General features: G+C 57.1%; 12 protein-coding genes and 2 pseudogenes. 8 read left to right on the top strand and 6 right to left on the bottom strand.

The window, feature by feature from the left end; translation table 11 throughout:
- Positions 1-549: 549 nt before the first annotated feature.
- The 5 genes from Q1A34_RS19995 to Q1A34_RS19975 all read left to right on the top strand — a co-directional run bounded on the left by Q1A34_RS19995 (position 550) and on the right by Q1A34_RS19975 (position 6,019).
- Positions 550-708, top strand: coding sequence for a hypothetical protein (locus Q1A34_RS19995; protein WP_300038760.1), 159 nt, complete (start codon positions 550-552; stop codon positions 706-708).
- A 97-nt stretch (positions 709-805) separates the two neighbouring features.
- Entirely contained in the window at positions 806-2,539 is a 1,734-nt protein-coding gene (locus tag Q1A34_RS19990; protein WP_300038757.1) for a type I secretion system permease/ATPase, read from the top strand.
- Complete coding sequence (locus tag Q1A34_RS19985; RefSeq protein WP_300038754.1) at positions 2,536-3,846, top strand: HlyD family type I secretion periplasmic adaptor subunit; 1,311 nt, start codon at positions 2,536-2,538, stop codon at positions 3,844-3,846. Before Q1A34_RS19990 ends, Q1A34_RS19985 begins: the two co-directional genes overlap by 4 nt.
- Positions 3,847-4,281: 435 nt before the next feature.
- Positions 4,282-4,677, top strand: a complete 396-nt coding sequence (locus tag Q1A34_RS19980) for a hypothetical protein (protein ID WP_300038751.1) — start codon at positions 4,282-4,284, stop codon at positions 4,675-4,677.
- Between the two features lie 838 nt (positions 4,678-5,515).
- Positions 5,516-6,019: a hypothetical protein gene (locus tag Q1A34_RS19975; protein WP_300038749.1), complete on the top strand. Its 504-nt coding sequence runs from the start codon at positions 5,516-5,518 to the stop codon at positions 6,017-6,019.
- A gap of 45 nt (positions 6,020-6,064) precedes the next feature.
- On the opposite strand, the gene Q1A34_RS22070 is transcribed toward Q1A34_RS19975, so the two are convergent.
- Together Q1A34_RS22070 and Q1A34_RS19970 are read right to left on the bottom strand one after the other, a co-directional pair.
- Positions 6,065-6,292 (bottom strand): MlrC C-terminal domain-containing protein, encoded by a 228-nt coding sequence (locus Q1A34_RS22070; protein ID WP_366942869.1) that lies wholly within the window; start codon positions 6,290-6,292, stop codon positions 6,065-6,067.
- Positions 6,232-6,609: pseudogene (locus Q1A34_RS19970) on the bottom strand (IS5 family transposase); the annotation flags it as partial. The pseudogene Q1A34_RS19970 and the gene Q1A34_RS22070, both read right to left, overlap by 61 nt.
- 184 nt (positions 6,610-6,793) lie before the next feature.
- Between Q1A34_RS19970 and Q1A34_RS19965 the strand changes: the two are divergent.
- On the top strand, positions 6,794-8,734 hold the full coding sequence (locus Q1A34_RS19965) for an EAL domain-containing protein (RefSeq protein WP_300038747.1): 1,941 nt from the start codon (positions 6,794-6,796) through the stop codon (positions 8,732-8,734).
- A 341-nt stretch (positions 8,735-9,075) separates the two neighbouring features.
- Here the strand turns inward: Q1A34_RS19965 and Q1A34_RS19960 are convergent, their stop codons facing one another.
- The 3 genes and pseudogenes from Q1A34_RS19960 to Q1A34_RS19950 all read right to left on the bottom strand — a co-directional run bounded on the left by Q1A34_RS19960 (position 9,076) and on the right by Q1A34_RS19950 (position 21,507).
- Positions 9,076-12,693 carry a hypothetical protein gene (locus Q1A34_RS19960; protein WP_300038744.1) on the bottom strand — a complete coding sequence of 1,206 codons (3,618 nt, stop codon included), beginning with the start codon at positions 12,691-12,693 and terminating at the stop codon, positions 9,076-9,078.
- A gap of 11 nt (positions 12,694-12,704) precedes the next feature.
- Positions 12,705-19,841, bottom strand: coding sequence for an SdrD B-like domain-containing protein (locus Q1A34_RS19955; protein ID WP_300038742.1), 7,137 nt, complete (start codon positions 19,839-19,841; stop codon positions 12,705-12,707).
- Between the two features lie 607 nt (positions 19,842-20,448).
- A pseudogene (locus Q1A34_RS19950) lies at positions 20,449-21,507 on the bottom strand (IS110 family transposase).
- Positions 21,508-21,897: 390 nt separating this feature from the next.
- On the opposite strand from Q1A34_RS19950, the gene Q1A34_RS19945 reads away from it, so the two are divergent.
- Together Q1A34_RS19945 and Q1A34_RS19940 are read left to right on the top strand one after the other, a co-directional pair.
- Positions 21,898-23,283 (top strand): cytochrome ubiquinol oxidase subunit I, encoded by a 1,386-nt coding sequence (locus Q1A34_RS19945; RefSeq protein WP_300038739.1) that lies wholly within the window; start codon positions 21,898-21,900, stop codon positions 23,281-23,283.
- Positions 23,284-23,301: 18 nt separating this feature from the next.
- Positions 23,302-24,315 carry a cytochrome d ubiquinol oxidase subunit II gene (locus Q1A34_RS19940; RefSeq protein ID WP_300038906.1) on the top strand — a complete coding sequence of 338 codons (1,014 nt, stop codon included), beginning with the start codon at positions 23,302-23,304 and terminating at the stop codon, positions 24,313-24,315.
- 574 nt (positions 24,316-24,889) lie between these two features.
- Here the strand turns inward: Q1A34_RS19940 and Q1A34_RS19935 are convergent.
- Positions 24,890-25,445 (bottom strand): EAL domain-containing protein (locus Q1A34_RS19935; RefSeq protein WP_300038736.1); only part of this gene is annotated, 556 nt, incomplete at its 5' end.

Raw genomic sequence — 25,445 nt, 5'->3', positions numbered from 1 at the left:
GGGCGCTGGTATGAACGGTCTTGCCGCTGCCGACGCCCTGGCGCGGCAGGGAATGTGCTGACCCTCTGGGATGTGCACCCGTATCGGTGCGCGCATCAGGTCAGATCACAGTCCTGGCACACCGCTCAATCCAGGCGCCAGCCGGATACATGGTACAAATGTCCGCCTGCTTGCCCGTCTGGCGCAGGCGCGCGGTTGCGGGTACGACGTCGCGGCCATCAGGTTACCGGATGTCGTGAGCTTTGACGGGCTGGACGCACAGATACTGAAATCACCGGCGCCGGGACGGTCGGGGACCGCAAGCTGAATGGCCGGAGCTTTCGGTGTGCGATCTGCAGTCTCGCGTTCGCGACGGGACCGACGGCATGGAAGATGACGATGTGATCTTCCCTGGTCCTGGCAACGACACGCTTACCGGCAGCTACAGCTGTGGGGTAACTTGTATGGGCATACCGGGAACGATAGGTTGCGCGCAACGAAGATAAAGAACTGTTGATTGATGGAACCGGAGCAGACGATCTTTGTCACCGACGCGGCACTGACACCTTTTTGTTCACAACCAGAGATGGTAACGTCACTGTTGCCGATCGTGCGAAAGCTGTGGACATAAGCCGACGCCCGGGCACGGGCGTGGGGTTTGCATCCGACACCTTCACCGTCGTACAGGCAAACCAGGGCGCGCCGGACGACGTGCACGCCTTTAACTGATTGAGCCATTCTGTTTTATGAAAGACCTTTGTGAGCACATTTTTTTTACCCATCCGCACGCACCCGGTGCAGCGGGCCCTGTTGGGAACACTGTCTGATGGCTGAGACGAAATCCGAAGGCCTGCCCGAACTCAGGCGCGCCCGTAACGCTGGTATGACACTGCTTGGGGCGGTGTTTGTGTTCAGCGTTTTCGTCAATCTGCTGATGCTGACGGGGCCGCTCTTTATGCTGCAGGTGTACGACCGGGTTCTTGGGTCTCGGTCTGAGGAAACGCTCGCGGCACTCTTTCTGCTGGTCGCGGCACTTTATGGTCTGATGATGTTGCTCGATTATGCGCGGGGCCGCGTGCTTGCGCGTTTCGGCGGGCGGTTTCAGGCGGCTCTGGATCAACGCGTTTTCGACGCTGTTCTGAAGCGTGCTGTCTCGCCGCAGGAACGTGCAGCACCTGCCAGAGGGTTGCGGGATCTTGAAACCCTGAGAACTCTTTTCACGTCTCCGGTGGCAATTGCCCTGTTTGATATCCCCTGGACGCCGTTGTTTCTGGCGGCCATCTTTGTCTTCCACCCCTGGCTGGGCTGGCTCGCCACGGGCGGTGCTGCGTTGCTGGTCACGGTCACGCTGCTGAACAACTGGCTGACCCGAGCGCGGACGCTTCAGGCCCAGGGCGCCTCATCTGAGGCTCAGAACTTTGCGGATCAGGCGCGGCGCGCCGCAGAACTGATACGCGCCCAGGGCATGCGCTCTTCTGTTTCGACCCGCTGGGGCGGCATGCGCGATGAGGCCATGCTGACCTCTCTGGGTGCCAGCGACCGGTCCGGGTTTTTCACCGCGATCAGCAAGTCCGCAACACTTTTTCTGCAAAGTGCCATGCTGGCACTTGGAGCCTATCTTGTTTTGCAGGCGGAGGTCACCGCGGGGGCAATGATTGCAGGCTCGATCATGCTAGGGCGTGCGCTGTCGCCGGTCCAGCAGGCGCTGGGGCAGTGGAGCATGGTTCTGCAGGCCCGTGCGGCCTGGAGCGCGCTGGGAGAGCTGCTGAGCAAAACACCGGCAGAGCCCGAAACAATCGCTTTGCCCAGACCGCATGCCAATATTTCCTTTGCCGGTGTTACAGTCGCATCGGCCCCTGCCAAACCGCCTGTTCTGCATGGCGTGTCCTTTTATCTGGGCGAGGGCGAGGCGCTGGGCGTTATCGGAAAGAGCGGATCGGGCAAAACCACCCTGGCCAAAACGCTGCTGGGACTGACCCCGGTGGCCGTGGGCGAGGTCCGGATCGGCGGGGCGACGATTGACCAGTATGATCCGGACACGCTGGGGTCTTATATCGGCTATCTGCCGCAGGATGTTGTGCTGTTCACGGGAACTGTCGCTGAAAACATTGCCCGGATGTCGGTCGCGCCAGATGATGAAAAGGTTGTGGAGGCCGCCAGACGGGCCAATGCGCATGAGATGATCCTGTCCCTGCCCAAAGGCTACAAAACCGTAGTGCATGGCGTTGACGGGTATCTCTCCGGCGGCCAGCGTCAGCGCATCGCACTCGCGCGTGCATTCTACGGAGATCCGGTTCTGCTGATCCTGGATGAACCCAACTCTGCCCTCGACAGCGAGGGTTCAGAAGCGCTGAACAGGGCCGTGAAGGCTTTCAAAGCCGAAGGTAAGGCCGTGGTGATTACCACACACAGACCTACGGCGATCTCGGAATGTGACAGGCTGCTGGTGCTCCAGGGGGGGCGTGTGAGAGCAGATGGGTCCCGCGACGAGGTGCTGAAATCCATGGTCGGCAATGTGGAGGATATCCGGCAAAAGATCACCAGGGAGAAGTCCGGATGAGCTCAGATGCAAAAGCCCGTGCCCTGCGCGCCCGCGGTCCGCTGACCATCGGTGTCCTGGCGCTGGTGATCCTGGTCGGGGTGATCGGTGCATGGAGCGTTCAGGCCCGTATCTCGGGCGCCGTGATCGCCTCGGGCATGATTGAGGTGCAGAGCAACAGACAGGTGCTGCAGCACCCGCAGGGCGGGGTTGTCGGCGAGTTGCTGGTGCGCAACGGTGATGCGGTGCGTGCCGGTGATGTGGTGTTGCGGTTTGACGATACCCAGCTGCGCTCTGAGCTTGCGGTTGTCGAAGGGCAGCTTTTTGAGGTTCAGGCCAGGATGGCGCGCCTTGTCGCGGAACGGGACGGGCTGTCGGATCTGACAATCACAGGGGACCTGGCCAGCCTCGCTGCAGACGCACCTGAGGTGCAGGAGCTTCTGGATGGCCAGGAGCGGCTGTTCCGGGCACGAAATGTATCACTGGAACAGAATGCGGGTCAGATCGGCGAGCAGATCGCTCAGGCAGAGAACCAGATCGAGGGTGCCTCAGCACAGCTGGCCGCACTTGAGACACAGCGTGAACTGATCGACACGGAGCTGACCGACAGCCGCTCGCTTCTGGAAAAGGGTCTGACCCAGGCGTCGCGCGTCTCGTCTCTGCAACGCGAACAGGCGCGCCTGCTGGGGGAGATCGGCAGCGTCACTGCGAGCATTGCACAGCTGCGCGGACAGATCGCCGCTCTGAACATAGAACGCCTCGGGCTGACGACCGGACTGCGCGAAGAAGCGATTGCGCAGCTGCGGGACCTGCGGGTCCAGGAGGTGGAGCTGATCCAGCGCCGCCTGAGCACAGTTGATACCCTGTCCCGCATGGAGCTGAAAACACCCGTGAGCGGCATCATCTACGGCTCGACGGTCTTTGCGCTGCAGTCTGTCGTTTCACCGGCCGAGCCGGTGATGTACGTCGTCCCGCAGGATCAACCGCTGGTGATTTCAGCAAGGATAGACCCCATTCACATTGATCAGGTGCACATCGGGCAGGAGGCGACACTGCGGTTCGCGGCGCTGGATCAGCGGCTGACGCCAGAGATCGGGGGACAGGTCACAGGGTTGTCTGCGGATGTGGTCACGGATCAGAGCACGGGGCTGTCCTATTACGAGGCGGAACTTGTGCCCGTCGCCGCTGATCTGGACAAACTGAACGGCCAGACGCTGCTGCCGGGTATGCCGGTGGAAGCCTTTATCCGCACCGCCGACCGGTCTCCCCTCAGCTATCTGGCCAAACCTCTGACGGATTACTTTGCGCGCGCTTTCCGCGAAGGGTGAGGCGTAAAGTCCTGGACTTTTTGTGCTGCAACAGAGCGGTTCTGGCAGGCGGGCAATACCAGCTGCGATCTGCGCTGATCACCTAAGAGCGGGCATTCCTGCCATAGCCATTTAACTGGCGGGTGGGTGCTCTGCTGTTCCGACCGGATGGAGGCCTGACCGTGTCGGATGTCGGAGCTCTGCATGTGGCTGCCGTTGGTGCAGGATGCAACATCCGGGCGAAGCGGGTTCAGAGCAAACGGAGAAGCAAACGCTGCAACAGATCTTGGTCGGCAAACTGTGCGGTTCCGGACGGCTGTGTCCGGACATTCGATTGTTGCGGTTCTTAACAGCCTCCCTGCATTTCCGCTCTTTTGTTTGCAGGCGCAGCGTATGGGTTCTTCCCGCCCAAGGTGAATTCGCAATTGGGTTTCTGACAGACGGGAGACCTGACGGATGCCCGGACTGAGGAAGTACGAACGTAATAAGAAGAGCGGGGGTCGTTTCGTTCAGTTGCACGAATGGCTCATGTGCTCCGAGGCCTGGAAATCCATGAAGTCCGGCCCGCGTGCTCTCTCTGTCGAAATCAAACGTCGCTACAATGGCAGGAACAATGGCGAAATCGTTCTGAGCCACAGGCAGGCGGCAGTTCTGCTCAATGCTCACAGAAACACCGTCGGGGCGTGGTTTAACGAACTTCTTGAACGGGGCTTGATTGAACTGGCGACGGGACCGTGTCTGGGTGTGAATGGAAGCGGTTCGGCTTCGCAGTGGCGTCTGACCGAAGAGAAAACATCCGATGGTTTGCCGGCAACCAGGAAATTTTGGAGCTGGTGCGGAAAGTCTGACTGATCCCCGCACAAAACACAAAAATACCGCCACACGGCCTGTGCCAGTAAGAACCTTTTTGCATGAAAGCGTCTTGCTGATCAGGACGCTTTCATCCGTTTTGGGCACAATCCCGGGCTCAAAATCTGTGCAGTATTTATATATGGCCATGGCCGGTCAGAAACTGTCCGCCACTGCCCTCGCAGGATGAAGGCAACAGGTAATGGGGCGAGGAGTCAAAAGCTGACAGGTCATCGGAAGCCCAGACCCGTCTCCCCTCATTCAGAGAATTTTTTTCCTGTGGGTGCGTTTTTTGGGACTTGTTGATCTCGCGGCCAATTCTCCTGAATTATTAAATAATAAAAACGATATGATCGGGTAAATTCAGCGATGGTGCCTGAGTATTCAGATCGATTATTTCGGGTGTGGATTGCCTGGTTCAGGATATCTTTTCGCTGGATGATGGGGGCACGTACCGGCCGCGCGCTAACCATGATTTAACTTTAACTACGCCTTTTTAACTCTGTTCTTGCGTCAGGTTGAGGCCTGATTACCCTCTCGCCATAGGGGAAATTTGTTGGATGTACCTACCGGCGGGCTCGTTGATCTCGGTGCGCGCGGCGCGGGGTATTTGGGGATTTTTTGTGGTGAGTTTTGATATGCGCGCGCTAAGCTGCGACTTTGGCGGTGTTGCGCCGAAATGCACGTTCAGGCCTCAGAAGAGACAGTCGGGCCGGGCTGTCATTCACCGTTTGCTAGCCATCGAGTTGCGTTCGGTACAACCGTGCGAAAGTATGCTGAGGGTGGTGGTTTGCAGGCTGTTCTTGCAGAGCGAGGTCACCGGTCACAGGTACGCAGTCTGATGGTGGATGGAGGAATAGGACTTTTTATGAGGCAGTGGCTACTGATTTTCTTGTTCGTTTTTGTTCAAAAGGGCCACGCAATGGGAGCTGCAGATACCAGCACCAGAGTGTTTGTTATCTCAGGTATGACTGAAGCGCAATCAGAAGCGTTTTATTCGCTAATTGAGGAGAAAAACCCAAGGATTGTTTCCTCAAAGCGACCGCAGAGTTCAGAAGAAACGGATTTAATCGTATACATGCTCGACAACTGGGATGCAGCCTCCGACGCCCCTGGTGCAAATGAATTTCCGCAGATTTTTTCTGGATTGGAAAAACTGGATGAAACGGCGGTAAGCTATAGTGCGTGGGCCACGTTTTCCTCAGGGCATTCAATCAGGTTCATCTTTTATTCTCTTAGAGATGCTGGTTATCCGCCGCTTAGGTGTTTTGCGTCCCATTTGGCTTTCGAAGCTGACCGCGCTGTGGGTCAAGACTTCAAAAACAACGCCTTGGTAGATTGCTAGAAAAGGGCTCGGTCAGATTGGTTGCCCGGCCTTTTCAAAAATCGTTCATGCGGCCTCCGTGCTGTGGGGGTTCTCGACGATGGGCCAGATATCTCTCTTCAACGTCTTGTAGTTATTTTTGATTGGTTTGTTGGGGTAGGGGCCGTCGACAGCTGCGTAGAGTATTTCGGATGCTACCGGAGCAAAGGCCCCGTGGAAGTGGTTAGTCGATTTCACAACCAGAACATGACGACGGCGGCCAATGCACAGGCTGAGAGGAAGACTTTCGGGCATCTGTCGTAGCGTGTGGCCACACGCCGCCAGTCCTTGAGGCGGGTAAAGCCGTTCTCGATTTTGTGTCGCTTTTTGCAACGGGTTTCGTCGTGCCGGATTGGGACTTTGCGGCTTTTGCGCGACGGGACGCATGGCGTGATCCCATTGTATGCAAGGGCTTCGCAATACCAATCCGCATCATAGCCACGATCCGCGAGCATGTGTTTGGCCTCAGGCAAGTCGCTCAGCAAAGCCCTCGCACCGATGTAATCGCTGCGCTGACCGGCGGTCAGAAACATTCGCAAAGGCCGACCAGGAGCGTCCGTGCGGACATGAAGCGCCGGTATACACGCGGCTGCTTTGAGGCTTTTTATTTAATTGCCCGGCAATCAGACACGGAGAAAATTATTAACTCTTAACCAGCCCCTTTTAACAATCGTCCTCCACTCCCTTGTGCACAGCCGAGGCACCATGCGAAGACACCATCGAATCGATCCTGCGAAGCTTGCAATCCGGTACGTTTTGGGGCTCGCCCTGCTTGTCCTTTTTGTGATGGGTGGTCACGGCCTGCATATCATTACCGGAAAACAAGGCGCTTTGGATGAGGAGGTTTTAAACGTCAGCGGACGCCAGCGCATGCTTTCGCAGAGGATTTTGTTGCTGGCTCACAAATATAACGATGACTCAGATGCCCGGTATGAAGCCTTGCTTTCCGAAAGTGTTGAAATTTTTACCAGTAGTCATGACTGGATCACGAGCAATGCAGTAGTCCCGGGCACTGCAGTCCATTCGCACTATTTCAGTACCACGGGTGCGAACCTCGACCAGCGATCTCTGGAATTCACAAAACTGGCAAATGAACTACGCTCTTTTGAACCTGGCTCTGCGTTGGCTCTAAGTGCAGCTGCAAAACTCGAAGAAATCGCACTTGTAAATTTGCTTAGTGAGCTGAATACAGCAGTAGCTTTATTTGAAGCCGCAGCAAACAAACGAGCTTCTACTTTGGAGCATATTCAAATCGCAGTCGTTGCAGCTACATTAGTGATTATTGCTCTGGAAGTGCTTTTGATTTTTTATCCGGCTCATCGCACGATGACCGGTATGATAAACAGGTTGCGTCATCAGGCGTGGCACGATCAGCTGACCGGATTGATCAACCGTGCAGAGTTTGTCGAACGGACCAAAAGCCTAATTGACCGCTATCCTGACGAACTTGAGAACATAATCGTACTTGGCCTCGATCTCGATGGGTTCAAACAGATTAACGACACCATGGGACACCCTGCCGGCGATCTTGTGCTCCAGAGTGTCGCTTCGACCCTGCGGGACGAACTTAACGAAATGGGCGGAATTAGCGAGGTTCACGTGTCGAGGGTGGGGGGCGACGAGTTTCTGGTCAGCTTGCATACTGACAGTACCAGACCAGGTGCTTTTGCCCTGCGAATTGGACAGCAATTGATCGATGCAGTGGAACAACCCATTGCCGTGACTACAGACGAAAGAAAGTCCCAGGATTGCTCGGTTGGGGTCAGTATCGGTTTCGCGCTGCTGTCTCAGACAAATGGTGAAATCGAAGCTGCACTGGGAAATGCCGATATCGCACTGTACAAATCCAAGCAGGGCGGAAAGGGCATAGTCACGCTTTTCGAACCCGAAATGCGCCGTCAGATTGAGCGAGAACACCGCATAAAACATGAACTCAGGACGGCAATACGTGGGTTGGAATTCCGCGCATTCTTCCAGCCTCAGATTGATCTCAACACCGGCAGAGTCGCGGGGGTCGAAGCCCTCGCGCGTTGGAAACACCCGGGCAAAGGGATCGTTGGGCCGGCCGACTTCATCGAAATGGCCGAAGAAGTAAAGTTGATCGATGCTCTGGATGGCCAGATCATTCTGAACGCTTTTCAGGAATTCAAACGCTGCCGGTCCAATGGTATTGACCTCGGAACGCTTTCCGTCAACGCGAGCGGTATGGCGTTGCGAGACCCTGAATTCTGCGAAGTTCTCAGCAAGGTTGCTGCTGCGCATGACATCGGCTCTCAACAGGTTACTGTCGAAGTTCTGGAGAACATTCTGCTGAAGGAGGATGACCCTTCGTTAGAGACGATCCGCAAACTGTCTCAGGCTGGTTTCGGTGTAGCAATTGATGATTTTGGCGTCGGTTTTTCTTCTCTTGCACGCGTGGGATATTTGAATGTTTCCGCAATAAAGATTGACCGTTTGCTTACTTCGGAGGCCGAAAGTTCAAATATGAGCAAGGTGCTGCATGCAACCGCGGCTATGGCAAAAGGTCTGAATGCCAGACTGTTTGCAGAGGGAATAGAAACAGCAAGCCATATGCAGATAATGAGGTCCATTGGAGTCGAAATCGGACAGGGCTTTTTTTGGGCTCATCCCATGAGCGCGGATGATCTGTGCGAATGGATCAAAGAGGAACACCGCTACTGTTTGAAAGTAGTATAGAGTTTCATCCTGTACGGAATAACGCGGCCGTCTGAAGATTCTGACGGAGGAGCCTGCGACAGAAAGGTTGTCGCCGCCGGATCCAGACCAAACCTTTTCCCTGTCGCGAAAAAACGCGTTAAAGAACGAAGTCGACCTTCCTCCAAGAAGGCCGACATTCAGAACTCTGCTGAACAGTCGACGCGGATTACAGGTTGTTGGAGACCGACAGTCGGGCGGTTGTCAGGGTAGTAAAAGCCCGTTCCATCGACATGCTTACCGCCCATAAACAGCAAATTCGGTGTGTCCTCACGAACATAGAGAAAGTCGTGTCAAAGTGGCGAACCTTGACTGTACCTGTTTCAGAACTTGGCGATCAGGTTCACAAAGATTCCGCTGCTGTCATAGTCGAGATCCGTCAGATCATCAGAGACGCGCCCCCATTCATAGCCAACACCGATTTTAGCGTTGTTGCCCACGTGGCGGTAGATCCCCAGCAGAAAGCCATTTTCGTCAACGTCCGTGTCTTCGGATGCGAGCATCCGTGCTTCGGCGAGTGCATCCCACTTGTGGACGACATGCCAGTCAAACCGCAAGATCGCAAGATGAGCAGTATTGTCGACAAATGTATCTGTGCCGCGATCTGCGATCTCGGACATTCGGTAGCCATATTTCCCGCCCACGCTCAGGCGCGGGCTGATGTCATAGATAGCGTCAACCGACAGCACATGACTGCGTTGAGAGGGGCCTTCCGTCGAGCCACTTGCCGTGACCTGATCCTCACCTGGCAGATCGTTGAGAAACGTGTACCGGAAGAGCATGTTCAGCCGCTCTTTATCAACGGGCCGGTACGCATAACCTACGCTGGCCTCAACGTATTCGCCGTCCCGGAAAGAAGACTGGTCAGAGTTCGAGATCAGTGCATCCATGTTGAACAGGAGTCGCCAATCACGGTTCACTTTGTGTGAATACCCTCCGGACAGCGCCCAGGTGTCGCGGTCCTGCTCCACCCCAACGCCGTCGTCCGTACGGTACTCCAGACGCAGGCGCGCGTCCTGTTTGTCTTCAAATGCATAGGCCGCACCGAACGAAACAGCATCCCGGTCAAAATCGCCCGTGATCGCATCCCGCACTCTGCCGCTCTCAACTGCGCCGGAAAATGTCCAGCGCGCATCAGGTGTGTAGTTCACACCATAGGCCCGTGTCAGTGAACGCCGATTACCAAAGAGATCCCAGTTGTTTTCGCCATAGATTTTCGTAGTCTCAGAAACCCTGTACCGGGCACCGACTGTAAACTCTTCTTCTGCGGACCCCAGCAAAGTGTCTGACCGGAAGCCGGTGCGCGTTGGATCAAGGGTGTATCCCAGGTAGATTTCGTTGTCGGCGGTCGGGCTGTAGCCCAGTCGCGCTTTTGCGCCAAAACCGCCGTCACCACCGGAAACTTCGGTGCCAAGAGACAGTTTTTCACTCAGTTGAAGCTCGAGCCCCGCGCCGAGGCGGTCGTTCCTGGCAATCTGACCGGAACGGCCGATAGTACCCTGACCATACACAAAATAGAGCTGATCTTCGTCAGGCTCATAGTTCAGTCGCAGTGCCACATCGGTCCGGCGCCCCGTGTCTGCGGAACTTGAAACCGCGTTTCTGTCCAGGTGCGCCAGGGCCGCATCTACCGACCATTTTTCATCAAGGCGATAGGACAGTCTGACTTCGGCCTCGGTACGCGCATCCCCCGTGTCGCTTTCGAAATCTTCTAAGTCAACGCCAAGGCTGAGTGCGTCGCTGAGGTCGACATCCGTTGATATACCCCACAAGGTCTGATCGCTGTTGATGTCCTCCGACAACGTCGAAAAGCCTGCTTGTTTGCGCTCGTAGTAAAAGTCGATGCTTCCCGGCACACCAAGTCCGATCTCTGTCGTGTCGAGATAGGCGTCAATGCTGTAGGCGCGCGCTTTTTGCCCGCTGCCTGTTCCAACGGTTGTGTTCGACAGTCCGCCATCGGTCGACAGCGTTCGCCCGAATCCGGGGCCTTCGGTCCGCGCGATCTCAGCCTCAACGTAGCTCTGCGCACCGAGTTGATACCGCAGATCAACACCATCCATCTTTTGGTCAGCGGTACCAGTGTTTTCGCGCATACTGGTGACGCCAACCCGCAGATCATCCGTGGCCCAGTATTCGACACGGCCACCGGTCGACGCGCCATCCAGCGTTCCTGCAACGGGTGTGTATTCATACTGTGCGACCAGATCGACATCGAATTCTCCCGAAGAGCCGCTGGAAACGAGAGAGCCATCAGACGCCGAGGAAGACAGCGGTTCGGCCAGGATCACCACGCCCTGGATATAGTCAATCTCGTAATCCACCCCTTCGGTCAGGGTGCTGGAGCTGACTGTTCTGCCTGTCACCGGGTCCGTGACCTGAACTGTAATGGTTTCAGATCCGCCGTTTATGTCCTGTCTGCTGAGAAAGTAGACCGATCCGCCTGTACCACGCAGAATGTCTCTTTGCGGCAGGGTTTCTGGCGACGCAGCATACACATTCAAGCTGCTGCGGGCATGTCCGTCCTCTGTAACTTCCATTGATTCATGACGGATTTCTGCACCGTACAACGTCCTCGTCGATGACAGCAGATCCGTACCAGTGATCCCTGCTTTGAAATCACCAAACGTAAACCGTGTGCGGTCACGTTCGACGCGCAGGTAAAAACGGCCGGAAGTGGGAGCATCATCATAGGAGGAACTGTCGTCTCCGTAAGTGGGATAGACATCATCAGGATCCAGACGCGAAATAACACGTCGCGGATCTTTTTCGTCCAGGCGGTCAAATGCCTCGTTCAGCGGGCCGTTTCCGGTGTCTACCGAGGCCGTATAGCGGTACCCGGTGACGGTGGTCCCTTTTACGAAGCCTGCTATGCGGCCATCCGCATAAGTGTCGTCGTTGTCGTCCGGGTCCCCTTCGGCAAGGTCATCATTCAGCCTTTTGCCAAAGGTCAGATCGATAAGGCCAACCCCGAAAAAGTCGTGTTCGGGGATTTCGACATTGCGGACGATCGTTTCGCTGCGGCCGTTCTCGATGATCTCAATCGGCACCTCGTAGAAGCCAGCGGGCAGAATGCGCGTTGTGACAAACCGGCCTGACGGGTCCACGGGCACTTCTTCGCCCCGGATGATCACCCGGGCCCCGGGTGCAACCTGTCCAGACGCAGTCACCCGCCCGCCACCGGTCGGGATGTTGCGCAGGCGCGTCCGGTCATCGCCTTCACCCGGCGCGACGATATCACCGCGCACGGTCTCATGCGTCTCAAAGGTTGCTGTGGTGCGGGTCAGCTCAAGCGGCTGCGTCTCGTCAAAGCGACCAGCCGCGTCATAGACCCGCAACACATAGGCAAGCTGCGACGAACCATCCTGCGGCATGGTCCAGCCAACGGTACCGTTTGACGCGACGGGCAGTTTTGCAATCGTCGGCCTGGTGCGCTGGCTGAGATCAACAATCCGGATTTCGGCCCTTTCGATATAGGCGGGATAGTTGGCAGAGGCGCGGAAACGAACCTTTTCTCCGGCGCGGTATGCCGCACGCAGGTCTGAGGTGCTGACATTCAGCAGGCGCTGTTCGTTCAGCCCGTCAAACCGCAGATCAACGTTTCTGCGCGCGTTGGCGATATCCGCAGGGCGACGCGGGTCGACGGGTGCGGGCGCGCCAGCAATCGTTTCGTTGTCAATCGAGATCGAGAAGCCCTGTTCTTCAAAGCTGCCACCGGGCGAGGTGTCGATCTTTTCGGTATTCTCGCCTGTGGGCATCGCGACCACGAGGCCAGCGTTGGCGCGGTAGCAGTCTTCGGGCTGGGGAACGACCGCGTCATAGCAGTCATCGTCCTGCGCGTCCTGAGCATGAACCGGTGCCGCAGACACAATGGTCATACCCAACATACCGGCGCTGAAAAGTGCCGCGCGCGAAACCGAAAGCAAAAGGGGAGATCTGGTCATGATACGCCCCCTCACTGGCTGCGACGGACAAGCGTCCGCTCGATGGTGAGTTTGACCTGCCCGATGTCGCGCCAGGCTTTACGAATATGTCGTTCAACGAGCCGCATCCTGTTTCGCGCTGCGCGTTCCTGCACAGGGTCAGCCGACTGTGGCAGGTGGAAAGCGATGCGCAGATGAACAGGTGTATCCGCGATTTGCCGCAACATACCGTCAAGGCCATTTGCCAGCGGTGCCGACAGCGCCAGGCGTCCGTTATCCGTCACCTCGAAACCGGCCATGTTCAGATCTACGCGAACCAGCCGCGTGAGTGCGGCCCCAAAGTTCATCTCGGTCAGTTTGCCAGGGGTCAGACGGACAACGCGCGGGTTTTCAGTGGTCATTCGGAAGCCGGTCGGCAGGGTCCGTGTGTCCAGTTTCAGAATAAAGTTCGAGCCTCGATCCTCGGGCAACATGGCGCAGGGCACATGATACCGACCGTACTGGTCCGTGATGATCGTCGTTCCATCGACACCCACCAGACGGATGTCCGGCAACCCGGGCTCTCCCTCCAGGCGACCCGCGTCTGTCAGCGTATCGCTGCTCGGAGGTGTTGAACCCGCCGGATTCTGGTACCCATCGCGGTTGCGGTCGTCAAAAACCTTGCCGATGACGTCGCCGCAGTCAAAAACAGCTTCTGGCATGATGCGGATCGTGGCTGTTGCAAAGGGCGGAATAAGCGCACCGGTCGTACGGTTGCGCACAGACGCAGTGTTGACCAACTCGCCCGGCCCCGCGCCATCTGTGACGCGGCCACGCAGCGTCAGGTTAACAGTTGTAAAGGGGGGGACCGGAACGCCAATCCAGGTAACAGTCCGGCCAGTGACTGTGGCGGTGAAGGGCGCTCCATTCAGGGTGGCACTGTCCGGCAGAAACAACAAACCCGGTGGCAGCACATCCACAATGTTGAACGAACCACCCACAACCGGGTTCTCGTTCCGGATGGTGATTGTGTACGGCACTACAGCGCCCCGGGTTACGACACCCAGCGGGGTGGTCTTTTCCAGTGTCAGGCCAGTCGCCGCTAGCGACGGCGCAATCGACAGCTGTGTCGGATCGTCGGTGGTATTCCCATCGGTGTCTATCCCGTCGTCAGAGACATCGTCGATCGTTGACGGTGCGCCAGGCACACCGGTTGGGATCACTGTGAGCCCCGATGCTGTTACCGTGTTGCTCATGCCGCCATCGGTCACATCTGCCACAGTCAGCAAATAGGTCGCCGTATAGGTGGCCACCTCGCCAATGAGCAGGTCCCCCTCAACAGAACCAAGGCTTGCAGTGTCAAAGGTCGGACCGGTGCCAAGCGGCACGGTGCGCCCTGTGAGGGTGCTGAGCGTGTCCACCAACGCCACGTTTTCCAGGTCGGTGTTGCCGGTGTTTTCCACAAGAATTGTATAGCTGACGGTATCCCCGACACCCGTGACGCCATCGCCGTTGTCCAGAACGGTCTGTGTTTTTGTCGTTTCGATCGCTGGAAGCACCCCCTGGACTACGGTCTCAACCGCCGTGTCACAGATCGGTGGGTTCAGTGCGTCACAGATCTCGTATGTGACATCATATGTGCCCGCTGGATTGCCTGGCGCCAGAGTGATCAGCCCTGTGGCCGGATCCAGCGTTACCCCGGGGTCCTCGGATACGACCGAGAGATTTACGTTCGTAAGGGTTGCCGGCTGGTTGCGGACAGTGTCAGAGGCCAGGATCGACGTTGTTGTTCCGCCGTCGCCGGTAAATGCAGGAAAGACCTCTGAAACAGCATCAACAGGAACAAGCACCGCAGTTGCGTTGTCGTCATCCGTTGTTGTCTGCGGCGCGCCGAAACCATCAATGTAGTTCCCCACGACTGTCGCTGTATTGTCGATCTGACCAGCCGTGATATCCGCCGGCGTAATCGTATAGGTTCCAACGAATGTGGTGTTGTCCACCGCACCGGGTGCAAGGCTGACAATGGGGCCAGGCGTGATCGACAGCCCCGGCAGCGGATCCGAGATTGTGATATTGTTCAGTGTTTCCAGACCGGTGTTTGTCACCTCAAAGCTATAAGTCAAAGTGTCACCCGGCACGGCGGCGGTGGTGAGGAATGCGCTGTCATCCACCGACTTGACGAGGGTAATCGCCGCTGACTGGTTGATCAGCGTCACCGTAGGTGTGTCGTTGGAAACAGTGGTGCCGGAGATATCGGTTCCGGGCGGTGGCCCCGCGGTCGGCGTACCTGTTGCAACAGCGCTGTTTTCAACGCGCCCGTTGTCCAGATCGGCCTGCACAACGCTGTAGCTGCCGGTGAAGGTTGTTGTATCTGTCAGACCCGGCGCCAGGCTGGGGATCGGGCCGCCAGAAAGAGCAACACCCGGAAGGGTATCTGTGAGCGTGATATTGTTCAGCGTTACATTGCCGGTGTTTGTTATCTCAAAGCTGTAAAGGATCACATCGCCGATCATCGTTGGTGTGCCGATGCCGCTGTCGTCGTCAATTTTGACAAGGGCCAGCGCAGGATCAGAGGCCAGAGGTGTTACCAGCGGCGTGTCATTTCCGTTGTTTGTCCCGGACGGGTCCGACACCACCTGATCGAACGGATCGGTGCCGGACGCAGTTGCCTGATTTTCCACTTCGGTCCTGTCGAGATCATCCTGGGTCAGAACATAGGTTGCGGTGAACGTACCGGTATCATTCGCGCCCGGCAGCAGGGACGGTATCGGCCCGCCAGACAACACAATACCCGGCAACGGATCTGCGATTGTAATGTTGGAAAGCGTGACATCGCCGGTGTTTGTAACCTCAAAGTTATAGGTGATCGTCTCTCCGGCGACCGGCGGGCTCGACAGCGCGCTGGTATCTGCCGTTTTGATCAGCGCAATGCCGGGCGCAAAAACAGGGGCAACCGGGGTCGGGTCATTTTCGCCCGCCTCGGTTGCGTCACCATTGCCATTCGCATCTGCGCTGGTGCCATTGTCCGAACTGTCGCTCAAAAGTGGGTTGGTCGCCGAAGTCTGTCCTGACGTCGCGCCTTCGCCCGTGACTGCGGCCTGGTTTTCATAGCTGCCACCAGACGCAAGGACCGGCGGCTGAGGCACAGTGGGCTGAACCCGCAGGCTGATGTCGATGGTACAGGTGCTGCCTGCTGCCAGGGCAAACCCGGTCGCGACGGTCTGCGCACCACTGCCGTTGAACCCCGCCTGAAGCCCGCTACATGTGCCGGAGGGCGCCGCCAGAATGGTGTAATTCCCGCGCGCAAGTGGATCGGTGGCAGGTGATCCCAGTGCCGAAAAGGTCCCGAAACGGGGTGCGGCTCCTGCGAGGGGATCCGTCACGACGATGTTATTAAGCGCCTCAAGGCTGAGATTGTCGACCAGCAACCGGAAGGTCACGCTGAAGGAACCATCAGCATTTGCGGTGGGCCCGGACTGCACCGCTTTGGCGATACCGATCCGTGCCTGCGGGATCACCGGAAACAGGTACCCTGTCGCTGCGGTTCCTGCGAGCAGGCTGATACCAGTTGTCTGTGTCGGTGAAGCCGTGGTTCCCCCGGCAGAACCCGCGCTGCTGGTGCCATCGGTCAGAAAGTCTTCTCCCGTTGCACCCCGGGTGATCGCGTAGGTGCCGGCAGGCAGGAAATCAAAGGAATAGCTGCCGTCGGCGGCTGTGGTCACAGAACGGGTGACAGTGTTGCCGTCAAAGTCGGTCCCGGTCAGTGTCAGCGGAACGCCTCCGACGCCACTGTCGATCCCGTTGATCGCAGCGTTTGAATCGAAGTCCCGGAAGACATTCCCGGACAATGACGACGAGCTGACCGTTACGGAGCCACTGTTTGTATTGTTGCCCGGAGTGGCGTCAAGCGAGGATGTTTCGATGGTCGCCGAGTTGCTGACCGCCTCTGGCAGAGATGCGACGGATGTGACTTCGACCGGCACAGTAATCTGCGCTTCAGCACCACTGCTGAAGGTCCCGAGATTACATTCGAAAGAACTCCCGCCCGCCGCTCCGGTGCAGCTGCTGAGGGTCGATGTGCCCGCGGTGACCAGAATGGTCGGCGCACCGGTCAGGCGCATGTTTGACGGCAGGCTGTCCCGCACAATTACATCGTCGGCCTCGGCCAGACCCGCGCCCGCATTGTTGCGAACCGTGATCACAAAAACAAAGTCATCCAGCAGATTGACCGTAGCCGGTGTCGCCACCTTGCTGGTCACTTCTACGTCCGCGCGCGTGCGCACTGTCGTATTTTCGGTCTGAGTGTTGTTGGCTGTGTTGTTATCAAATCCGCCGGCAACCTCGTCTGATGTCACCGACACCTGGTTGCCCACAGTGCCTTTGGACACACCGCGCGCGGTGAGGGTGATCGTCCCCGTGTCGCCCGCAGGCAGAATTGCAAAGTTACATATCAGCGTACCATTCAGATCGCCGGGCGAGGGCGCCGTCGGACAGGTGCCGCCCGCGCTGATCGTGTGTGACTGATAGTTGAGACCCGTAGCTGGCAACAGATCAGTGACTACCACATTCTCTGCAGCTGAGGGTCCGAGGTTGCGGACAAGCACAGTATAAACAGTGTCATCTCCCACCGCGACGGGGTCCACGCTTTCTGATTTGTTCACCAGCAGATCAAGATTGGGGTCGTTCACTGGGACCGTCGCAACCGCGTCATTGTTGCCGGTATCTGTTTCGGTTGTGCTGGTGCTGACGCTGGCGTCATTGTCAATCGAACTGCCCCGCGTCGCGAGGTTTGGCCGCACGATGACGGTGACGGTGCGCTGCGCGCCATTGGCAATCGTCCCGAGCTGGCATTCGATCAGGTTGTTGCTGCCTGCAAGCGTTGTCGTGTCAGGTGTCGGAGTTGTCGAGCACGCGCCCGCGGATGGCGACGCGGAAATAAAGGTGACGTCAGGCGGCAGCGTATCTGTCACTTCGACATCATCCGCAGCACTCAGGCCGTTGTTCTCGTTCTGAGCCGTCAGCACGTAAGTCAGGTTCTGGCCTGCCCCCACTGGTGAGGGCGATGCGACTTTGGTGATGGTCATGTCGGTGCGCGGATCTACTGTGAAGCCGACGCTGCTCTCGTTGTCAGTCAGGTCGGGATCGGCGATGTCCTCCGAGATGACCTCAGCCGTATTGGTCCTTGCGCCACCATCTCCACCCGGGGTGACTTCTACCACAAATGTGGGACACCCTGCGCCGGCGCAGACCGGCACGGTCAGGCCCGAGCAGGTCAGTGCAATGCTGCGTCCACCAGCTGATGGCGATACACAGGATGCGCCGGGTGCCGAAACACTGACGAGGCCGTTGCCATTACCACCGGACACATTGTTAACGAGGTTCGTCAGCGTATCGGTAAAGGTGACGTTTGTGGCCGTTTGCGGGCCTGCATTGCTGATCACAAAGGTGAAAGTCTGGGTTTGCCCCGCAACAGGCGTGGCGCTGGATGTCTTGACAACCGCGATATCGGCGGACGCGCCCGGCGTACTTGCGGACACCGATGTGCTTGTCGTGTCGTTGCCCGGGTTCAGGTCAGCGATGTTCGCGTCGGGCGAACTCACGGTCATCGAATTTGAGATCGAACCGGTCTGTGTGACAACCGTCTCAAGCGTAACGGCGGGCGTTGTGGCGCCTGCGGCAAGCGGACTGCCTGCCGTATATACACGGTCACAGGTGATCGTTGCAGGGCCGCTTACAACCGGCGCAGGCGCGCAGGTCCAGCCGCTCAGTGAAAAACCGGTCAGCTGCAGACCAGCCGGCAGATTGTCGGTCAGTACAATTGTTCCGAAAAAGTCGGCTGTACCCTCATTGCGTGCACTGATTTCAAAATCATAGGGGTTCCCTACAACCACGAGCGACGGTGTCGGTCCTGTCTTGATCGCAGCAAGATCAACTGTCGGCTCCTGAATTGTCGCTCCACCATCGTTGTCAGCATTGTTCGACGGGTCAGGATCCGAAGGTCCGGTTGCAGTGATCCCTGCCGTGTTCACCGGGTTGCCCACAGAAACGACAGTCGTATTGATCGCAATCGTCGGTAAAGCTACGTCAGCGCCCGGCCCGGAGCCGCCAACGAGCGAACAGGTCACTTGCTGACCGTTGATCGTACAGTTCCACCCACTGGCGGGCACGACGCTGTCGATTGAATAGTTCGATGGCACAGTGTCGATGACGGTCAGCCCGGACGGGTTATCGCCGGTATAAGTTGGTGCGAGGGTAAAGACGGCAGTATCGCCGACCAGGAGCGTTCCGGCCGGGCTTCGGCTTTTGTTCATTACCAGATCGCTGCCACTTGAAATTGTGGTGTCCAGGCTGTCAGTACCATTGGCCGTGTCAGGATCGGGGATCGAAGCCCCGGTGATACTTGCGACCGGAGTGACAGTGGACGATGCCGCAGCGCTGATCTGTCCATCAAAGCTCAGCTGCGCCGTAGCACCGGGCGCAACGGGCCCGGGAATGGTGCAGGAATATGTGCTTCCCCCTAGTGTGCACCCGGGTGGCGGCGATACGTTGGCCAGACCTGTCGGGATAGGGAAATCAACGATTATGTCGGACACAGAATCTGGTCCATCGTTTGCCACCACAAGATTGTAAGTGACCGTGCTGCCGGATGCAGCTGTTGTCGGCCCCTGCACATCAATCCGTGTATCAGCGCCCTGAGTGACGGTGGTCGTTTCGGAAACTGAATTGTTTGCCGGATCGCTGTCACCGGCGTCCGGAACACTTGCATTTAAAACAACGGAACCCTGCTGGGATACTTCCAGATCCAGCAAAAGTCCTACGGTACCACCGTTTGCGGGTATTGCCGGCACGTTACAGGTTACAGTGCTGCCACCGCTGGCGGGCAGAGGCGCACAGCCTGAGATGCCGCCAGTTGCGCTGAGCAGCCGTGTTGTGAGCGGCACTTCGATGTCCAGCGTTGTGGCTGGCGCATCCGCAGGACCAAACCCGTTGTTTGTGACCGTCAGGTTGTATTGCGCGGTGCTGCCAGCGGCCGTGGGATCAAACCCCGTGTCGTCAAGGTTCAGCAGCCAGTCGACATTTTGTGCCTGGGCAGCGGAGCTGAACGCCAGAAAGGCCAAGACAACCAGACTGGTAAGGTACGAAAAGAACTCCCTCCGCAGGGAGGTATACTCGGTAAGGCCTGTTGACATTGCTATCTCTTCGGAAGCTGTGTTTCCAGGACAGCTAGCAAAATTGATCCTCTAAGTCTCAAACCTGTGAACACCGGTTAACTTTTTTTCTGCTAAATCGAATTTGCCAGCCAGCGCAGTGATTTTTTTGTCACAAAATCCTCGATTTCATCGAACTTCCCATGCGCAGAAATTCAATCAGCAACAGCCATTCTGGGGATGGTTGCGTTCAAACTGCATATTTATTTTGACTACATGAACAGCACCGGCAATCCAGCGTCAGCAACTGTTTTAAGTGTACTTCTGTCCACAGCCAGAGTTCGGGTTGAAAGAGCGGGTTTATGGCATGATGTAAAACTGCTCACAAACCGCCGCGCGGCTTTCGGCCCATTTGTATTTACCGGCTGCTGTTCGCAAATGAATTCTCGCATGTTCTCGGAAGTCGCTTGTACATATACGGCCTACTGATCGACACGCGGGTCGTGGCCTTGCTGGGGTTACGCACGCGCCGTGGTCTGATTAGCGGCAGGGTCTAGGGTGACCGGATGGGCCGTCCGACTCTGCGGGCGTAGTCGTTCCGTTCCATGCTTTCTGTCAGTCGCGAACTCCTTTGGACTGTCTTCGGGTCTTATACCCCGATTGCAACCTCGTCTCTGGGCGCGTCAAACGCCGTTTTGTGTCTCAAGATGCTCCAAGCCATTCTTGCCAGTTTGTCAGCCAACGCGACGGCCAGTTTGTTGCGGTTCATACGTTCTGCCGCTTTGGTCAGCCAATCGCCGAAACTGAAATCTGGCCACCTGTTGGTGCGCATCAGAATGACCTTCGCAGCTTGAACGAATAACATTCTTAGATAACGGCTGCCCCGCTTTGTGATGCGTCCGAGGACCGTTCGCCCCCCGAAGCTGTATTGTCGTGGCACCAAACCAACTCAGGCGGCAGAGTCACGCCCTCGACCGAAGGCCTTGCCTGTTCCAATTGCGGCTTTCATTGCGTTTGAGATCATCGGGCCAATGCCAGGGATCGTCATGACGTTCACGCAATTTTCTTCGGTGCGACTGATCTGTTCGATCTCCTTTGAGACCGTTTCGATCCGATCATCATCCAGTGCGAATTGCCATAAAGACCAATCAGGATCGACCGCATGCCAGGTGATATCTCGTCCTTGCGCTCTTCCGGGATCTTCTCGAATGAGTTCTTCAAAGCCCGTAAACCTTTGCGGACCGTGATCTTTTGTTCGATCGGAAAGGCGCAGTTCTGGTTGTATCGTCGCTGTGCGTCGCGACACCAGCCGTGACCGAGCGCGATGCAGCGCCTGCAAGTCGAGTTGTTCCTGGCTCTTCTCAGGGACAACCGGCAGATTGGGGCGCAGAGCCGCTTCAGCTAGCGCCTCCGCATCGTCGTGGTCGTACTTCTGACCTTTAATGAACGGCTTCACGTAGACTGTCGGCATGATCCGGGGCTCGAAGCCCAACTTACGAAGCGTCAGGCTCACAAAATGAGCGTTCAGACAGGCCTCCATGCCAACTACGCATCTCGGTAGCTTCTCAAACGTGGCCACTAACGCCAAACGCTGGATCTGTTTGCGCATCACCAACTGCCCATCAGGGGTGAATGCAACTGTATGGAATGTGTCTTATCCGATATCGATGCCAACCGACTTCAGTCCATCGATTTTGCTATTCGCTATGCTACTTCACCTATCTGCAGGTGAAATAGGCCAAGCCTAACCTGCTGGGTGAAGCAGCCGGTACATCCCTTAGCTGACATTCAGTGCGGTATTGGAATCCTGGAACAGCAATCAACATTGCTGCCGTTCGCTTTGGTTGCTCCATCTCAGCTTGGGCGGACGACTGAACTTCAGAAAAATGCACCACTTCGCTGCGACAGTACTCACGGCGGCATTAGTGAAGAACGCAGCGCCTATGTCGAAATGGACCGCGCCTCGGGCTGGCCCTATGCCAGAAAGCCTCGCCTTGGAGCATACTTCGTAAACTTCTTTGCCACACCGTCGCACGTCCATTCTGTCGCATACCAGCGGCAAGCCGGTGTCCTATATGAAAGTCGAAAGGAAATACCTATGGACACACTCATCCTGTCACGCATCCAGTTCGGTGCAAATATCTCGTTCCACATCCTCTTCCCGACAATAACCATTGCGCTCGGGTGGATGCTGTTGTTCTTCAAGCTGCGTTATACCGCGACCGGCGCGCAGAAATGGATGGACGCCTACCTGTTTTGGGTGAAGGTCTTTGCCCTCTCTTTTGCGATGGGAGTGGTCTCTGGCATCACCATGTCCTTTCAGTTCGGCACCAACTGGCCGGGCTTTATGGAAACTGTGGGCAACATCGCGGGGCCGCTGCTGGCCTATGAGGTGATGACGGCCTTCTTTCTGGAAGCGGTGTTCCTTGGGATCATGCTGTTCGGGGCGCGCAAGGTGCCTGGCTGGCTGCACACCACCGCGACGTTCCTGGTTGCCTTTGGAACCACCATGTCCGCCTTCTGGATCCTGGTCTTGAACTCCTGGATGCACACGCCTGCCGGGTTCGAGATGCGGGATGGCGTGGCCTTTGCCACGGATTGGTGGGCGATCATCTTCAACCCGTCGATGCCCTACCGATTGGTGCATATGCTGCTGGCATCGGGTCTGACCGTGGCCTTCCTGGTGGCGGGGATCTCGGCACTGCGTCTGCTTTGGGGCGACAAAGCGGAAAGCGTGAAATCGACCCTGCGTACGGGGGTTATGCTGGGCGCACTGCTGATCCCGCTGCAGATTTTCATGGGAGACCTGCACGGGCTGAACACCAAAGAACACCAACCCGCCAAGGTCGCCGCGATGGAGGGCAATTGGGAGACCAGCACCAACGTGCCGCTTGTGCTCTTCGCGCTGCCCAATGAGGAGGCGCGGGAGAACAAGTATGAGGTCGCCATACCCGGCCTGGCCTCACTGATTTTGACCCATTCATGGGACGGAGAGGTCAAAGGGCTTAACGACTTTGTGGCACTGGACGGCACGCCGCTGCATCCGCCTGTCGCTGCTGTCTTCTGGTCGTTCCGCATCATGGTGGGAACCGGCTTGGCCATGTTGGCGCTCAGCTGGGCCGGGGCCTATATGCTGCGCCGCCGCGGAGCCAGCGATATGCCAAAGGTGCTGCTTGTGGGCTTTGCCGTGATGGCTTTCTCTGGCTGGATTGCCACGTTGGCCGGTTGGTACACGACCGAGATCGGACGACAGCCCTGGTTGGTACAGGGCGTGATGACGACGGAACAGGCAGTGGCCGATGTGCCCGCGCCTTTGGTTCTATCCACGCTGATTGCTTATCTCGCGATCTACGCAGCCCTGATCGTCGCCTATATGGGCACCATCACTTATCTTGCGTGGAAAAACTGCCGGGGCGAGCCCCTGTCCATCCGCAGCTTCCCGCGTGGCGGTGAGGCCAACGTGACCGCGATCCCCCGAGAGTAATATGAGTACTATACGATGATGCATCTGTTCGGAGAGCCAACCATCTGGCTGCCCTATACCTTCGCTTTGTTGATGGGTCTATCGATCCTGATCTATGTGGTGCTTGATGGGTTCGACCTTGGCGTTGGCCTTTTGATGCCGCTTGCTGATGAGGCCGAGAAAGACAGGCTTGTTGCCTCAATCGGCCCGTTCTGGGACGCCAATGAGACTTGGCTGGTGCTGGCGATCGGCATCCTTCTGGTAGCCTTCCCCGCAGCGCATGGGGTGATCCTGACTGCGCTCTACCTGCCAGTGACGGTGATGCTGTTCGGGTTGATCCTGCGAGGTGTCTCTTTTGAGTTCCGCGCAAAGGCCCCTATCACGCAAAAGCGGTTCTGGAACGGCGCCTTCTTTGTGGGCTCGCTGATGGCGTCTCTGTCACAGGGCTTCATGTTGGGGATGTATGTAATGGGCCTGACCTGGACGCTGCCTCATGTAGCATTCGCGCTTTTGTCGGCGATCTTCCTGACGGTGGGTTACAGCTGTATTGGTGCCACCTGGGTGATCGGAAAGACAGATGGAGCGCTCCAAGCCAAGGCGATCCGTTGGGCCAGCGGTGGTATCTGGGGCGTCCTGATTGGGATCGCAGCGATCTCGCTCGCAACGCCCTTTGTTAGCGCGCGCATCTTCGAAAAGTGGTTCAGCTTCCCTGCGATGCTGTACCTGGCACCGCTGCCCATCCTGTCCGCGATGCTGCTTGTAACGCTTTGGCGAAGCCTAAATCAGCTGAAACCGAGCCCGGATGCGAGGGGAACCTGGCGGCCCTTTGCGGCGGTGATAGCGTTGTTCACTTTGGCATTCAGCGGCATGGCATACAGCTTCTACCCTTATGTGGTGCCGGAACAGCTGACGATCTACGAATCCGCCTCTGCCCCTGAAAGCCTGATCATCATCCTTGTGGGAACACTCTTTGTTTTGCCGACGATCCTCGGCTATACGGCGCTGAGCTACTACATCTTCCGCGGCAAGGCGACAGAATTGCGCTACGATTAGCGCGTGGCGTGGGGAAGCGGCTCCCTGATCTGGAGCGCGCTGACCACAATCCGACGGATCAGCCCAGCGGACGGCAGCGCTTCCGGCCCAAAGCGCCCTAACATTGTGGCGCGAGCGCGCTGCGCCGCGCTGCAGCCCGTCGGACCGGCCGTTCGCTGCGACTGCAAATTTCAAGTGGCCGTGAACTCACACATCGCGGGACTTAGTGAGCTTTCGCTGCGGCCGCGCCAATGTCGGCTTCGTTTTCAAAACTCTAAGCTAGCGTATGGTCAAAATACCAAACCAGAACCTTTAGAATTCGATTTTCTTCATGAGCCAACGACCAATTTCAGTCAATCCAACTAAATCCAGGCCTACCAATAAACCGATATCCCATCCCAGGTGGTCGGAAGTTAGGTCATCTCCATAATACCGAGTGGTGGAGAGCAATAGCTCTCTGTCTTCAACAGATGTCGCCGCGTTGACACAAACCAAACTTTGAGTAACCAAACCCAGCTTTTTCAGCGCAAATATAGCTTCTCTAGAACTCGAAGTTTGATCCTGCTTAACGAGTTCCGGAGCGCCGTTGAGTGATTTATGGTGCCAAAGCCTCGTCCAAGAAGGCAGAGCTTCGGGTGAAAGTAACGGGTCTACGACCTGCGGCAATAATGCGATTGAAGCAGCAGGCCACATGATCAATTTCAGTGATCAGCCCTGTTTCATTTGCCACGTCAATGAACGACGACGCTGGCGCATAGGTCCCATCCGGCTGCTTCCATCGAGCCAGCGCTTCAAGGTCGATGAGCCGTGTTCGCGGAGTTGCGATCTGAGGCTGGTAGAAGGGCTCAAACGCTTCTTCGGAGAGCCCAACTTTTATCTGAGCAGCAATCCTTGCGTTTTTCACTGCCAATCCGCGCATATCTTCCTGGAAAAGGACAGTCTGATTGCGTCCCATGGACTTGCCGGCGATCAAAGCAGTGTCGGCATCCATCAACGCCTGCTCCACACCTACCGGATCGATTGGCGACCATGTCGCGAGGCCGATTGTCGCCCCGATCTGACATTGTAACCCACTGAAATCGATCGGTTCGGTAATGGCAATGCGCAGCGTTTCTGCAAAAGTCATGATGCTGTCATTGGACTTCCGGCTT

Source organism: uncultured Roseobacter sp., from assembly GCF_947491795.1.
GTDB lineage: Bacteria > Pseudomonadota > Alphaproteobacteria > Rhodobacterales > Rhodobacteraceae > Roseobacter.
The sequence above is the reverse complement of the archived record's forward strand: the minus strand, read 5'-3'. Positions and strand labels throughout refer to the sequence as shown.